This is a genomic window from candidate division KSB1 bacterium (genome assembly GCA_016214895.1).
Lineage (GTDB): Bacteria > Electryoneota > RPQS01 > RPQS01 > RPQS01 > JACRMR01.
The window spans coordinates 1-13,935 of record JACRMR010000001.1; the positions used below are offsets into that span (position 1 = coordinate 1).

Annotated in this window: 13 protein-coding genes and 2 tRNA genes; all 15 read right to left on the bottom strand. The window is 60.1% G+C overall.

Going from position 1 to position 13,935, the window contains the following annotated elements; translation table 11 throughout:
• A partial coding sequence (locus HZB60_00005) for a cytochrome c3 family protein (GenBank protein ID MBI5058148.1) occupies positions 1–669 on the bottom strand: 669 nt, incomplete at its 3' end.
• Positions 666–1,520: a 4Fe-4S binding protein gene (locus HZB60_00010; GenBank protein MBI5058149.1), complete on the bottom strand. Its 855-nt coding sequence runs from the start codon at positions 1,518–1,520 to the stop codon at positions 666–668. The genes HZB60_00005 and HZB60_00010, both read right to left, overlap by 4 nt.
• A 164-nt stretch (positions 1,521–1,684) precedes the next feature.
• Positions 1,685–2,818, bottom strand: a complete 1,134-nt coding sequence (locus HZB60_00015; protein ID MBI5058150.1) for a redoxin domain-containing protein — start codon at positions 2,816–2,818, stop codon at positions 1,685–1,687.
• Positions 2,819–2,858: 40 nt separating this feature from the next.
• The gene (locus HZB60_00020) at positions 2,859–3,332 is read right to left on the bottom strand and encodes a hypothetical protein (protein MBI5058151.1); all 474 of its coding nucleotides are present in this window, start codon (positions 3,330–3,332) and stop codon (positions 2,859–2,861) included.
• Positions 3,333–3,346: 14 nt separating this feature from the next.
• Complete coding sequence (locus tag HZB60_00025) at positions 3,347–4,357, bottom strand: tetratricopeptide repeat protein (protein ID MBI5058152.1); 1,011 nt, start codon at positions 4,355–4,357, stop codon at positions 3,347–3,349.
• A gap of 10 nt (positions 4,358–4,367) precedes the next feature.
• Positions 4,368–5,660 (bottom strand): cytochrome C, encoded by a 1,293-nt coding sequence (locus tag HZB60_00030; protein ID MBI5058153.1) that lies wholly within the window; start codon positions 5,658–5,660, stop codon positions 4,368–4,370.
• Positions 5,661–5,718: 58 nt separating this feature from the next.
• Positions 5,719–6,558 (bottom strand): c-type cytochrome biogenesis protein CcsB, encoded by an 840-nt coding sequence (gene ccsB / locus HZB60_00035; GenBank protein MBI5058154.1) that lies wholly within the window; start codon positions 6,556–6,558, stop codon positions 5,719–5,721.
• A 37-nt stretch (positions 6,559–6,595) separates the two neighbouring features.
• Positions 6,596–7,960, bottom strand: coding sequence for a cytochrome c biogenesis protein ResB (locus HZB60_00040; GenBank protein MBI5058155.1), 1,365 nt, complete (start codon positions 7,958–7,960; stop codon positions 6,596–6,598).
• A gap of 142 nt (positions 7,961–8,102) precedes the next feature.
• Complete coding sequence (locus tag HZB60_00045; GenBank protein MBI5058156.1) at positions 8,103–8,447, bottom strand: cytochrome c3 family protein; 345 nt, start codon at positions 8,445–8,447, stop codon at positions 8,103–8,105.
• Positions 8,448–8,473: 26 nt separating this feature from the next.
• Positions 8,474–10,291 (bottom strand): FAD-dependent oxidoreductase, encoded by a 1,818-nt coding sequence (locus tag HZB60_00050; protein MBI5058157.1) that lies wholly within the window; start codon positions 10,289–10,291, stop codon positions 8,474–8,476.
• A gap of 54 nt (positions 10,292–10,345) precedes the next feature.
• Positions 10,346–10,423 (bottom strand) — tRNA-Glu (locus tag HZB60_00055).
• An 8-nt stretch (positions 10,424–10,431) separates the two neighbouring features.
• A tRNA-Lys gene (locus tag HZB60_00060) sits at positions 10,432–10,507 on the bottom strand.
• 19 nt (positions 10,508–10,526) lie between these two features.
• Positions 10,527–11,270: a class I SAM-dependent methyltransferase gene (locus tag HZB60_00065; protein MBI5058158.1), complete on the bottom strand. Its 744-nt coding sequence runs from the start codon at positions 11,268–11,270 to the stop codon at positions 10,527–10,529.
• On the bottom strand, positions 11,271–12,260 hold the full coding sequence (locus HZB60_00070; protein ID MBI5058159.1) for a glycosyltransferase family 2 protein: 990 nt from the start codon (positions 12,258–12,260) through the stop codon (positions 11,271–11,273).
• A 183-nt stretch (positions 12,261–12,443) separates the two neighbouring features.
• Entirely contained in the window at positions 12,444–13,874 is a 1,431-nt protein-coding gene (locus HZB60_00075) for a glycosyltransferase family 39 protein (GenBank protein ID MBI5058160.1), read from the bottom strand.
• Between the last annotated feature and the right edge of the window lie 61 nt (positions 13,875–13,935).

The following is a 13,935-nucleotide window of genomic DNA, read 5'->3' on the forward strand; positions in this document are numbered from 1 at the left end:
CACGCACTCCCCGTCCGCGACGGGCTCGTGGACCGACTTTCCCGCCGGGAACGGGTCGTGGCACTCGAGGCACCCTTTCTCCAGCTTCTGGAGCTTCGGACGCGCGGAAAAGTGGGGGTCGTGGCAACCGGTGCACTCACCCGCCGCGACCGGCGCGTGGAGGTAGACCTTCTTCCCTCCCTCGCCCTTGGAGAAGTCGTTGTGGCAGGAGTAGCACGCCTCTTTCTGCTCCTTGGCCTTGAGCGTTCCCCCTTCGACGGAATGGCACGTCTCGCATCCTTCGTCGAGCGCGGCGTGCATGCGGAACGCCCGGTACACCAATTCTTCGCCGCCTCCGGTAGCGGTCCGGAAGTCCTCCATCTTGGCCCCGGGCAGCGCGAAGACGCGAACGGCCGATCCGCCCACCCGCACCGTGTTCAACCCCGGGTACAGCGGGATCTCCCCTTTCAGGAACGTGTCTCCATCGAGCGGCGCGGCGGGAATCCCGTTGACGGAAACGTTGTCCGGCCCCCCTTTCTCCGCCCGAAACGCGTAAACCCGGATCTTCGGCTCCGTGGCGAGCGTCAGGTCCGGCGGGAAAAGGATCCCGGCGCCCCCCTGCCCGGCGCCGGACGGAATCGGCGCGAGGAGGGCGGCCAGGATCGCCAGCCGCGGGAAAAGGCGGTTCAACGCGTCGGGGCTCCGGAGAGTTCGCCCATCCCCCGGCCTTCGGGGGACCCGAACGGTTCCTTGTGGAACACCGTGGTGAGTTTCAGGCTGGGGCACCGGGTGCAGTCGAGGCACCGGAGGCAGTCGGGATTGGTGGCGTTCCGGTCGGGGCGGATGTCCACCGGGCAGATCTTCCGGCACTTCCCGCACTTCGTGCACGTGTCCGGGTTCCAGGCGAGCTGCAGGAAGCTCGACTTGTTGAAGACGGAGAAGATCGCCCCCAGGGGGCAGATGGCGCGGCAGAACGGCCGCTTGACCATCGTCGAAGTGGTGATGAAGAAGAGCAGGATCCCGATCTTGACCCAGAACAGCGCCCGGATCATCGACCGGACGTTCAGGTTGAGCGTCACCCACGGGAGGCCCCCGATCAGCGTTCCCATCGGGCACAGCTTCGAGAACCAGTTCTCGTGGGTGAGGTACGGGATGATGAACACCAGCCCGAGAAGGACGGCGTACCGGATATACCGCGTCCAGACCGGGATGGACACCTTCCATGCCCGGAATTTGTACAGCAGGTCCTGGAGGAATCCGAACGGGCAGAGGGTCCCGCACGTCATCCGTCCCACGGACGCTCCGACGGCGGCCAGCGTCCCCGCTCCGTAGAACGGGATGTTCCCGGTGACCATGAAGTGCTGCAGCGTGCCGATGGGGCAGGAAAACAGCGCCGAAGGGCAGGCGTAGCAGTTCAGCAGGGGAGAACAGACGCTTTTCAGGGAACCCTGGTACAGGACCGCGGAGAGGAACCCCTGGACGTACGAGTTGGGGAGGATGCTTCCCATCCCCTGGAAGATCCGGCGCTTCAGGTACCTCAAGGGGTCACCCGACCCCTATGCACGACAGTCAAAGCATCGCGGCGTTGAACAGCACCTCGCCGATCTCCTCCCGGAAGATGCCGTACCCCAGGATCGCCGCGGCGCCTGCGACCGTCACGATGAAGGCGATCGGACGCCCTTTCATCCCCTGCCTCCCCCCGGGATTACCGCTCCCCGCCGAGCTCCCAGGCCTTCCGGTACATCGCGGCGGCCTTCCCGAGCTCCTTCGCCTCCTCGTACGCCCGTCCCGCGAGCGCCCGCGTCTGCGCGTCCATCGGGTTCAGGTCGATCGCCTCGCGGATCCGCACCGAAGCTCCGGCGACGTCTCCCTTGCGGGCCATGACGGCGGCCTTGAGGAGCAGGGCCGGCGGGTACGCGGCCCCTTTCTTCAGCGCCTCGTCCGCCTCGCGCTCGGCGCTTCCCGCATCGCCCATCGCCCAGTATACGCGCGCGAGTCCGGTCCGTGCCATCACGTTTTCCCCCTCGGACGCGATCGCCGCCTCGAACGCTTTCTTCGCCTCCTCCAGCCTCGACTTGTCCTTCTTCGCCAGGGACAGGTACGCGTCTCCCAGCAGGATGTTGGGGGCGGCCCACTTCGGGTCCGCCGCCGCGGCCATTTTCAGCTTCGGCTCCGATTTGTCGAGCATCCCGAAAGCGTACAGCCGGCGCCCGAGGTTGTAGTTGAGCAGCGCCTGCCGTTTGGGCTTGTACCCGGCATCGGCCTTCGCGACGGCGGCTTCCTCCTTCGGCTTCATCCCGAGGAGCGATTCCGCAAGCCCCTTCATTTCGAGAAAGACGTACGTCGGGTATCCGTTGTATGCCTCGCGAAGGACGTTCCCGGCTCCGAGGATCGCCGTGGAGGGGACCGCCACGACGCCGTAGTTGCGGAACGTCTCCAGCCCCGGGTCGAGAACGACGGGGTAGGTCAGCTTGAGGGAGGCGGCCTTCTCCCGGATGGTTCTCATATCCTCGTCCGCCGTGTGCTCGTGCTCGACGTTGACCGCGATCGCCTTCAATCCTTTCGGACCGAGCGTATCGACGAGTTTCTGGACATCGGCCAGCTCCGCGAGCGACCGGCTGCTCCAGGTCGCCCAGAAGACGACCAGCACCGCGTTGTCCCCCTTGAACGACTCGAGGGAGACCTGCTTGCCGGCGAGATCCGCCAGCTTGAACGGCGGGGCTTCGGCCCCCGCCTGCACGTTCTTGAACGCCGCGGCCGCCTTCGGGGCGGCGTAGAGGCCGGCGGCGAACACCAGGGCCGCCGCGACGATCTTTCCTGTGCTTCCCGGACGTTTCATCGTTTCCGATCGCGGGGGACAAGCCTCCCGCATCCTTCCGTTATTTCCGAAGGAAGCTTTTGTCGGCGGAGTGCGGGTCGTGGCACGACACGCACCCCGTTGCCCTAGCCTGCTTCAGATGCTTCTCGGAGCTTTTCTGGTCGTGGCACATCCTGCACAGGACCTCCGGGGCGGCCACCGCCTGGAAACGGTTCGGGGAGCCGTGCGGGTCGTGGCAGGAGATGCAATCCCCGCTTCCGAGAGGGCCGTGCACGAACTTCTTCGTGTCCTTCCGGACGTGGCACCGGTAGCACATGGTGTCCACGGGACGGGCGACGCGGTACCCCTTCCGCTCTTCCGGGTGGCACCCCGCGCACTTCTTCACGTCAGGATGGTAGACGTACCCCGGCTTGTCGAGGACCGGGGCGGCGACATTTCCCGCGGACACGGAAAAGGCGGGGTTGAGCAGCCACCCCGCCGCGAAGAACACCGGCAACCATGCAACCCGGACGGCCCGGAAACCCGATCGTGCCATGGCGATCCTCCGGACTACTCCTTGATGAACTTCTCGACCGCCTTCCGGTAATATTTGACCGCGTTGGGAAGGTCTCCCTTCTTCTCGTACGCGACGCCCAGCCAGAAGTACGCCTTCTCGGGCTTCGGGTTCAGCATCGCGGCGTCGGAGATCTCCCGGATCGCCTTGTCGGCCTCCCCCTTCTCCAGGTGAACGGTGCCGATTCCCAGCTGGGCCTCCTTGCTGTTCGGCGCCAGCTCCCTGGCCTTCGTGAACTGGACGAGCGCGTCGTCGTACTTCTTGGACGCAACGAGCGATTCCCCGAAGGCGATGCGGGCGGCAGGGTTCTTCGGATCGATCTCCACCGCCTTGCCGAAACGCTCCGCCGCCTTGTCCGGCATCCCGCGCTTGAGGAGCGTCCGCCCCAGCGAGATCAGCCGCTCCGACTCGCTCTCCTCCTTGCTCTTCTTCGCCGACTCCACCGGGGTGATGCCCTTCCGGTACTCTTCCTCCGTCATCAGCCCGGCGACGACCTTCGCCTTGCCCCCCACCACGTCCTTGAAGTCGCGGCCGTGGTTGCTGTGCTCGAAGACGAACTTCCCGTCCTTCCCGATGATACCGCTGGCGGGGAGGATGAAAAGCCCGTAGTCGCCGTACACCTTCTGGTCCTTGTCCTGGGCAATCGGGAAGGGAATCCCGAACTCCGCGATCGCCTTTTTCGCCTCCTCCGCGGTGTCCGTGTAGGAGGCGACCACGAGAAATTCGATTCCCTTCGGCGAAAGCTCCTTGTGGAGGGCGACCAGGTCCTTCAACTGGTCCTTCGACCGCTCCTGGGAGAGCTTGACGAACGACAGGATCGTGATCTTCCCCGAATCCGGCTTGAACGCGACGTCCTTCCCCTCGAAATCCTTCAGGGCGAATGGGATCGCGGGGTTCCCCTCCTTCATGTTCCGGAACGCGGCGCCGGTTCCCGGCACCGTCGAGAAGAACAGCGCAAGCAGCACGGTGAAGAGGACGACGGACCCCCGGCACGTATGTCGAACCATCGCCCGCCCCCTACTCATACTTCACCGGGTTCACGCGGTCGTACGCCTTCGGCTTGTGGCACCCCACGACGCACGACCCGCCGTTCTGCATTTTCGTGAAGTTGACCGGCAGCTTCCAGCTCCCGCCGAAGGGGACCTCTTTCCGGATGTGCTTGTCCTGGTTCCCCGCGTGGACCTCGTGGCACGCCTTGCACGACCGCCCCTTCTCCTTGTTCACGTGGAGGAAGTGCATGTTCGTGTCGCCGTTGCGGAAATTCGTGAGCTTCGTCGTGATCTTGTCGAGCGCGATGTCCTTGTTGTGGCAGTCGAAGCACATCGCGTACGACTCGGTGGCGTACGGCTTGTAGAACTCCTTCGGGAAATATTTCTTGAGGACCAGCGGGTTCGCGCTGCCGTGCGGGTCGTGGCAGGCGTAGCAGTCGTTCTGCTGGACCGGCCCGTGGAGGTTCTTCGCCGCCCGCACCTGCGCGCCCATGTCCTTGTGGCAGGTGTAGCAGATGTCCTTGGTGTGGGTCTTGAGCTGCCGCGGGTAATCGGAGGAGTGCGGCGTGTGGCACGTGGTGCACGGCCCCTTGTCGAGCGCCTGGTGGCGGACGGTGGAGGCCTTGAGGTGATCGTCGACCTTCTTGTGGCACGACAGGCACAGGGCCGAACCTTCCATCGACTGCATGAACGGATGGTCGGAGTTGTGCGCGTCGTGGCACTTGAGGCACGACTCCTGGGCCGGCTTGTGCGGGTACTTCCGGGTGAACTCGGCTTTCCGGTCCTCGTGGCACAGGAAGCATACGTCGTTCCCCTTCGCCTCGAGCTGGAACTTGTTCGGGGAGGAGTGCGGATTGTGGCACACGTTGCAGTCGCCGGATGCGACCGGCCCGTGCTGGAACTTCCGCACCATCTGGGTGTTCTTGTGGCAGCTGTAGCAGAGCTCCGAAGTCTTGACCTTCTTCAGCTGCTTTGGCGCGTCGGACTGGTGAGGGTTGTGGCAGCCGGTGCACTCCCCCTTCTTCACGGGGGTGTGCTTGAACTCGTTCTTGTCCACCGGCTGGTGGCACTTCTCGCAGAGCGCCTTGCCCGTGGCCACCAGCTTGAAGTCGGGCCCCTTCGACGTGGGGTGCCCCTTCTTCGATTCGGCGTGGCAGACCGTGCACTGGCCGACCCCCACGGGACCGTGGATGTATTTCGCCTTTCCCATCTGCGCGTGGCACTTGGCCGATACGCAGGTGTCCTCGGCAAGCGCGACCCCGACGAACATCACGGACAACGCGAACAACGTCGTGCCGAGCACCGTCCAGAACTTTCGCATGCCGCCCCCTCCCTGCCGTTCGAGGATTTGGTCTATGTCGCTCCGGGAAAAAACCGCATCAGCCCCCGCCGTACGAATGGAGGCCGGAAAGAACCAGGTTGACGCCCAGGTAGCACATGACGGTCGCGAGGAATCCCGCGATCGACAGGATGGCCGCGCGCTTCCCGTACCACCCGCGGGTGATCCGGGCATGGAGGAAGGCGGCGTACACCAGCCACACGATGAGGGACCACGTCTCCTTCGGATCCCACGACCAGTACGTCCCCCAGGCGTAGTTGGCCCACGCCGCTCCGGTGATGATCCCCGCGGTGAGGAACGGGAAACCCCAGATGATCGACCGGTACACGAGGTCGTCGAGCGTCTTGCACGCGGGAAGAAGGCCGATCACCCCCGCCGACACCTTCGCCTCCTCCTGTTTCGCCTTCAGGAGGTACATGAGGGCGGCGCCGGCGGACACGGCGAACGCGGCGTACCCGACGAAGCAGGTGATGACGTGCGCGTGCAGCCAGTACGACTGCAGCGCGGGGACCAGCGGCTGGATGCTGCTGTCGCCCTTGATGGCGAACAGCATCGTGGCGAATGCGATCGGCATCACGAAGGCGCCGAACGTGCGGCTGCCGTACTTCCTCTCGACGACCAGGTAGAACAGGTTGATCGACCAGGCGAAGAAGACCAGCGACTCGTACAGGTTGGTGACCGGAATGCGGCCGATCCCCATCTGGTACGACTCGTACCAGCGGACCCCGAGGGCGGCGGTGGACACGACGGCGGCAAGGACGCAGACCCAGGTGCCGAACGCGGAGATCTTCTCGTTGTTCGCGTAGAGGGCTCCGATGTACAGGGCCGACGCCACGCCGAACAGGACGGTGGTCAGGTTGAACAGGATGACGTTGCTCATCGGGACGGGGCTCCTGCGGCTTTCTCCGGAGCGGCGATCACAGCTCCGCCGCCTTCACGCCGGTCTGTATTTTCTCAAATCTCTTTTCGAAGGCAAGCCGGTTCCGGCTGGCGGCCCCCGCGAGGACGACTTCCACGCGCCCGTCCTGCGACTTCGATAGCCGGACCCACACGCGCTGGTGGGAAAGGAAGAACGCCATGATGATCCCGACGACCATCAGCGCGCAGCCGAGCCACACGACGTTGACGCCGGGGTCCTTGGCCACCTGCAGGCCGGTGAATTGCCGGACGTTCAGGCCGGAGAAGGAGAACACGAGCGAATCGTTCCGCTGCCGGTCGAGGTCGGGGCGGGACTGGTACACCCAGAACTCCGCCGAAGGCTTCCCCGGCCTGTCGACCACCAGCTGGAGCGCGGGCCCGTTTCCCTGCAGGTTCTGATCGTAGTTCACGCCGCGGACCGTGCCGTACCCTTCGATCCGCATCGGCTCGTTCGGCGGGAGGGCGAGGGTTCCCATCGGGGAGCCGTCGGCCTTCCGGACGGCCACCTGGGCGGTCGCGCCCCCGGCCTGTCCGTAGCTCGACTGGTAGAACCAGATCCCCTTGTACTGGAGCGGGTCGTTCACCACGACATCCTTCTTGCGAAGGACCTCCCGGCCGCCCTCCAGGACGGTCAGGTCGGAAATGTACGCCTTCGGCTGGCCGCTCGGGTACGTCTCGACCCGGAAGCTGTTGCACCGGACGGTGAAGCCGAGTTCCTGCACGCGGCTCCCGCCGCGCACCGGAACCTGCGAGACCGATTCTCCTTCGGGGATATTGACGTACCCCTTGAACCCGAGCACGTTCCCCACGATCGCGCCGATGAAGATGATGATGATCGACAGGTGGGTGACGTATACGCCGAACCGCGAGGCGACGCCGCTTTCGGCGTACAGGTGGACCTCCCCGCCTTCCTCGGTCGCCACGGGTTTCGCGAAGGCGGACGAGAGCGCCTCTGCGTACTTCGAGGCCCAATCCGGCACGGTCCCCTTCTTCTTCCACCGGTCCACCTGGGAAAGGGTCTTTTCGAGGTTCCCGTCGAGCTTCGTGCGGGGGTTCCGGACGACCTTCCACATCCTCGGGAAACGGTCGATGGTGCAACAGGCGAGGTTGACGGTGAAGAGCACCAGCAGGAGCAGGAACCACCAGGCGTGGTACATGTCGAACAGGTTGATCCGGTCCATCAGGGCGAACGCCCAGTCCTCGTAGATCTGGTGGTATTTCTCGGGCGGCTGGTTCTGCTCGATGATCGTGCCGAAGATCGATGTGACCGCCAGGACGATCAGGGTGATGATGGCGAGTTTTACGGATATGAAAAAATCCCACACCCGGTCCATCGGGGACGGGGCGCGCTTATCGTCGGGCATTCAAGGTCACCTTCGGCTAAGAGGAGTGTATACTGTATACCAGAATCGACGCCGACCCGTCAATCGGAAACGTCGCCCGGTCGGATAAGGAAAGAGGGCGGGGAAACCCCGCCCTCTCTTGATTGCCGGACCTTCGAACCGCCTACTTCTTGTGGCAGTCGTCGCACTTGGTCGGGCCCTTCTTCTCCTTCTGGTGGCACCCCTTGCACTTGGTGTGCATGGCGTCCTTCAGGGCGACCGCGTCCTTCCCCTTTTCGGCCTTGTGGCAGGAGAAGCACTTCTGCTCCTTGCCCGCCGCGTCCTTGTGGTGGCACTCCGCGCACTTGCCGATCTTCTCGCCGTGCGCCTTGTGGTTGAACGTGACCGCCGCCTTCGTCTTCTGGACATCCTTGATGGTGGCCTTTTCCGGAGCGTCGGCCGCCACGATCGCGCCGGCCGAGAACACGGTCAGCACGACGACTGCCAGTAGCGTCGCGAACTTCCTCATTCGAACTCACCCCCTCCCCGTGTGGTTTATAGCCAGAGATTGCATCGGGCGCAACGTTCCGACTCGAGCCGCGCGCAATCTTCGGTGAACCGCTTTTCGACCTCTTCGAAGGTCCCCCGGCGCTTCCCGGGGAGCAGCCGCTCCGCCTGCCGGCGTATCCGCCACTCGGGGCGATCGGGCTCCTGCCGCTCGAACCGCCTGCGGTAGTTGTCCCTGTACCGCGCCTTCCCGACCTCTTCGACGCACAGGTTCCCGTAGATATTCAGCGCGGCGACCCGCCCCGAGGCCGACGCCTCGACCACGGTGCCGGGACCGCGCACGCAGTCCCCGCAGGCATAAGCGGCGATTTTAGATTCCCCCCCCTTAAAAATCAAGCGGAAAACGTGGTGCTTTTCGTCGACGGCCTTCCGGACCGCCGTGGGAGGGATGAACGGGAGCTCCGCCCGGCTGCCGATCGCCATGATCACCGTGTCGGCGGCGACTTCGAATTCGCTGCCCGACACCGTGCGGGGGACGACCCGTCCCTTCGGATCGAGATCGACCCGCTCGACGCGGAGCGCTTCGAACCCGGTCACCTGGCCGTCCTTCAGCACGAACCGCTTCACCGCCGTGCCGGGGAGCAGTTTCGCCCCTTCCTCGAGCGCCTCCTCGATCTCCCAGGGGAAGGCGGGCATCGTCTCGCGCGACTCGATGCAGGCGATGGTGACCTCCTGGGATCCCATGCGGAGGGCGGTTCGGGCGACGTCGATCGCCACGTTCCCGCCGCCGATCACCACGACGCGGCCGTGCAGGTGGGGGGGCCGCTTTTTCCGGACGCGCGTGAGGAACGTCAGCGCGTCGTGGAAACCCTGGTCTTCTCCGCCGGCCCCGGGCAGGCGCAACGCCTCCCACGTCCCGACGGCGACGAGAACGGCGTCGAATCCCTCCGCTTCGAGGGACGCGAAGGTCGCATCCGTTCCGAAGGTGACCCCTCCGCGGAAGTGGATCCCGCGGGCGAAGATGCCCTTGACGTCGGACAGGAGCGACTCGTGCGGGAAACGGAATTCGGTGACACCATACCGCATCATTCCGCCCGGTTCCTCGTTCGAATCGATCACCGTGACGCGCGCGCCCATGCGCGCAAGGGTGTTCGCCGCCGAAAGCCCGGCGGCGCCGGCGCCGACGACCGCCACCCTGGGTCCGGGGACCCCTTCCCCGACCTCGGACGACGGCGCGACCCCCGCCTCGTACCCGATGTCCGCCGCGTACCGCTTGATCGCCATGATGGAGATCGGCGCACCGTATTCGTTCCGCACGCATTTCTGTTCGCAGGGGTGGGGACACGCCCGGCCGCAGAACGCCGCGAAGGGGAGCTTGTCGTGCACCAGCGCCAATGCCTCCAGCGGCCGTCTCTCGCGGACCAGCGCGATGTAATCCGGCACGTGGATGTGGGATGGGCACGCGCCTTCGCAGGGCGCCACCGGCTCCCGGGGGCCACGACGCGCGTCCAGCCACGAGAGCCACCAGATCATGCCCGCTTCCGCGAGGAGGAAGGCGTGCCCGAACGTCACTCCCGACCAGACGTTCAGGACCAGCCCGAGACTTAAAGGGAGGAGCGACGCCCAGAAGATTCCGTATGCGACGCGCCCCGCGTAGAAATGCCCGAGCCCGGGATACAGCAGGGAGAGCATCCCCGCCGTGCGGCGGATCCGTTCCTTGTGGATCTCCCACAGGAGACGGTCGCGCTGGCCCAGCCTCCCGGAGCAGCGGTCGCACCGCTTCTCCTCGCCCTTCCGCTCCACCTCGCAGAGCACGCAGTCCTTGTATCCGAATCGAAGGAGGTTTTCCGGGCGGAGGAAATCCATAACCGGACTATTCTTTACTCGCGGGGGAAAAAATGCAACCGAATGGGAAAGAGATGGCGTCCCCAGGGGGATTTGAACCCCCGTCGCCGCCGTGAAAGGGCGGTGTCCTTGGCCGGACTAGACGATGGGGACGCGCGCGGTGGTGAGCCCAGCTGGGATCGAACCAGCGGCCCTCTGATTAAAAGTCAGATGCTCTGCCAACTGAGCTATGGGCTCATTCGGAAACGTTACACCCCTATTTCACGGTGGCCACCGCAACGATCGACAATCCCCAAGGGAAGGCTCCCCCCCGTGCCATCACTTTCCCTTCCAGCGAAAACACCGCTCTGAAAATTGCATTGAATGGCCACATTGGGACAAAAAGATCCGGCTTCTCAATTTTTGCCGAAAAAATCTTTTTAACCATTCTGTCTATAATTGCAAGAGGAAACAGAATGAAATTGTAATAAGAGACATATTCCACATTGTATCCTGCATCTATGAGTTTTTTCACAATATCAGCCTTTTCATACCTCCTGAAATGACCATGATATCTGTCCCTGCTGGAATATAGAAACATGTACGCGGGTACGGTAATAATAATACTTCCTCCAATAGAAATGAATCGCCTCACTTCCTTTAGTGATTTCACGTCATCTTTTATATGCTCAAGAACATCAGATAACACGATAAAATCAAATTCCTTTTCATTAAAAGGAATATTGTCCGGCAAATTACCTTTACGCACGTTTTCACATTTTGCAACAGCGAAACGGAGTGCCTCATCTGACATTTCCATTCCAGCAACATCCCCAAATTCCGAAAGATGTTTGAGCATATGCCCTGTACCGGCCCCGAAATCTGCAATTTTCAACTTTCCGCTTGTTTTTCTTCGCCGGATGAATTTATTCATCAATTCAATCACGATTGCCCTCTTACCAATAAACCACCAATGTATTTCTTCAAATCTGTCCATTTCTTCAAATAACAACTTATCCAACTACTTATCCTGAATTAATGATGACTTTGAAGTTTTTTCTACTATGTACAAAGGCCTCTTCTGTGTTTCTAAAAATATTTTCCCTACATATTCCGCAACAAATCCAAGCAACAGTATGTTCATTGAACCCATGAATAGCACAGTCAACATCAATAACACGTATCCTTGCACAGGATTCCCGATAAATAGTTTTTGCAATATAATTACTATCGCCAACAACAACGCAAATACAATCCCAATACCCCCGAGTATTAGTGAAAATCTAAGGGGGGCGAGGGAGAAAGAGGATATCGCCTCTATCGCAAGTACGGATAATTTTATGTAATTGTATTTCGATTTTCCTTTGTGTCTTTTTTCTCTATCGTACAATATTCCTGTTTGTTTAAACCCAACCCATGTCGATAACCCACGTACGAACCTGCAAACTTCTCTGCACTTTTTGAAAGCATCCAATGCTTTTCTGTCTATCAACCTGTAATCTCCTGTATCAACAGGCAACGGTGGTTTGGAAAGAGAATTGATCACTTTATAAAACGCATGCGATGTCAACTTTTTATAAATGCTTTCACCTTCCCTCGATTTCCTCACGGCATAAACAATGTCATTCCCTTCCTTCCATTTCTCAATCATATCCCGTATCAATTCCGGAGGATCCTGTAAGTCTGCGTCGATCAATACCGTTACCTCTCCTGTTGAAGCTTCCAGCCCGGCGGTTGATGCGGCTTCATGACCAAAATTTCGAGAAAACGAAATGAATTCGATATTCTTCTCGCTTTCCGACATCAAAATCATTGTATCTAAGGTGCTGTCAGAAGAACCATCATTCACGAGTATAATCTCGTACTTATCGGTGATCGTTTTCAAGATAGCCAATGTTCTTTCACATAGCGATTGGATGTTCCCTGACTCGTTATAACACGGTACCACCACAGATACGGATTCCGGCCCAGATAATCGTGATCCATTATTCCGATTTAAATATTCACTCATAATTATACCCTCGTCTATCCGCTGCACACTGTTTCCAAGTATAGAATTCCATGACGCACACTTCGATCATAAGTGTAAAATATTACGTTATGAGGCCGTAGCGAACTTTCATGCAACTTGATGATACCAGTCTCTGGGATAATCGGTTCACGAGTTTTTGTTCCCCAATTTGGAAACCAGTAACTATTTCCGTCTATAGATCTGGGCGTAACCGACTGTCGATTCGTGAACGTAATCTTGCATCACTATCCCCGAAAGTTCCATGACACCAGGGAAATTCCCCCAATCCTTCTGGTACACAATGTATTTCGGTTTTTTTTCATTGATCCCCTGAACCATCCGGTGAATTGCTGCGGCGGGATCCTTTGACCATCCCACCAAAATGCTCGAGATGAACGGCACAGGAGACCTTCGCCCAGTCAGGAAATACAACTCCATCTCGAATCCCCACTGGAAAATGTAATCCGAAGGAAGGGTTCGGTCGTACAGGTAGCGAGCCACATAAAGAGACTCGACGAAGGTAGTCCCGTATTTCTGCATAGAGACTTGGTACGGGGTGTAGACCAGGTAATATTTGTACTGGCGGTAAACCGAAATGGACAGCATGACCGCAAGAATTGCCGCGCAGATATGGAACATCCGGCGCCTTGCACCGAAGAGCCGTGCCATTCCGATTCCCGCGAGGATCGCAAGGGGTGGGACCAACTGTATGAAATAATGCGGGAAATTCTTGCCCGGAAGGACCACCCCGATCAGCGCAGCCGGAAGAGTCATCGCAATAAGGGAGTCCTTCCGCTTACGCTCTTTCAACAACAACAAAAATGTTGGGACTGCTGCGACAAGAACCGGAAGAAACTCGGGAAGAAGTCGATTCGACGTTGTAATAAAAGACGGTCCGCCAATATTTGAAGATGAGTATTTCCTTGCAACTGTAACGTTCCAGTAAAGGAAATCGTCTAGTGCACCGTTTAGAAAAAAGTACATCAAGGTGATGGAAGCCAGAATCGCAGGACCCGCAGCAAGAGCCGAAAGATCCAACATTAACTCCCTGAACGCATTATCCGATTTGGGCAGACAGATTGTGTAAATTACCGCCAACGCGATAAACGGTATCGCCACTGTCTTGACCAACATCGCCACAGCGTACAATACACCACACAGGAATATGTGTTTGCGATCTCTCCCGTCGATGGCTCGCAATAGATAATAGGTGCCCAGCACCAAGGGGAGCACCATGAACACTTCCGTGTTGCTGCTGCTGCCTTGCAGAAATGGCGCGGAGGAAAGAAGCCCATACAGAAGAGCCGCAACTAGACCTGCTCCGTTCCCGGCTAGATACCTCGCGACCAGGAACACCGCCAATACCGTTAATAATGAAAAACACGCGGTGAAGATCCGTACCCCTTCCGTCGTCTCCCCGAAGATCGACATTCCGGCCGCATAAAGGTAGTAGACAGCGGGAGGTTTGATTTCTATCACGTCTTTATAAGGTATACTGCCCCGCAATACCTCCTGTGCGACATATGCATATGCACCCTCGTCCCGTTCGAACGGTTCGTGGAGGAACGCAAGGCGCAGGGAGAAGGAAATCGCGAAAATCGCAAGGAGGAGCACCCACTCCTTCCTCGCAAGGCATCCCGTCCATCGCGGCTTTGCGGTCGGGTCCCGAACGGGA

Excerpts from the sequence above, each read along its gene's own strand:
- HZB60_00015 (MBI5058150.1), bottom strand. The coding sequence starts at position 2,818 with ATGAAACGTCCGGGAAGCACAGGAAAGATCGTCGCGGCGGCCCTGGTG.
- HZB60_00020 (MBI5058151.1), bottom strand. The coding sequence starts at position 3,332 with ATGGCACGATCGGGTTTCCGGGCCGTCCGGGTTGCATGGTTGCCGGTG.
- HZB60_00025 (MBI5058152.1), bottom strand. The coding sequence starts at position 4,357 with ATGGTTCGACATACGTGCCGGGGGTCCGTCGTCCTCTTCACCGTGCTG.
- HZB60_00030 (MBI5058153.1), bottom strand. The coding sequence starts at position 5,660 with ATGCGAAAGTTCTGGACGGTGCTCGGCACGACGTTGTTCGCGTTGTCC.
- ccsB (MBI5058154.1), bottom strand. The coding sequence starts at position 6,558 with ATGAGCAACGTCATCCTGTTCAACCTGACCACCGTCCTGTTCGGCGTG.
- HZB60_00040 (MBI5058155.1), bottom strand. The coding sequence starts at position 7,960 with ATGCCCGACGATAAGCGCGCCCCGTCCCCGATGGACCGGGTGTGGGAT.
- HZB60_00045 (MBI5058156.1), bottom strand. The coding sequence starts at position 8,447 with ATGAGGAAGTTCGCGACGCTACTGGCAGTCGTCGTGCTGACCGTGTTC.
- HZB60_00050 (MBI5058157.1), bottom strand. The coding sequence starts at position 10,291 with ATGGATTTCCTCCGCCCGGAAAACCTCCTTCGATTCGGATACAAGGAC.
- HZB60_00070 (MBI5058159.1), bottom strand. The coding sequence starts at position 12,260 with ATGAGTGAATATTTAAATCGGAATAATGGATCACGATTATCTGGGCCG.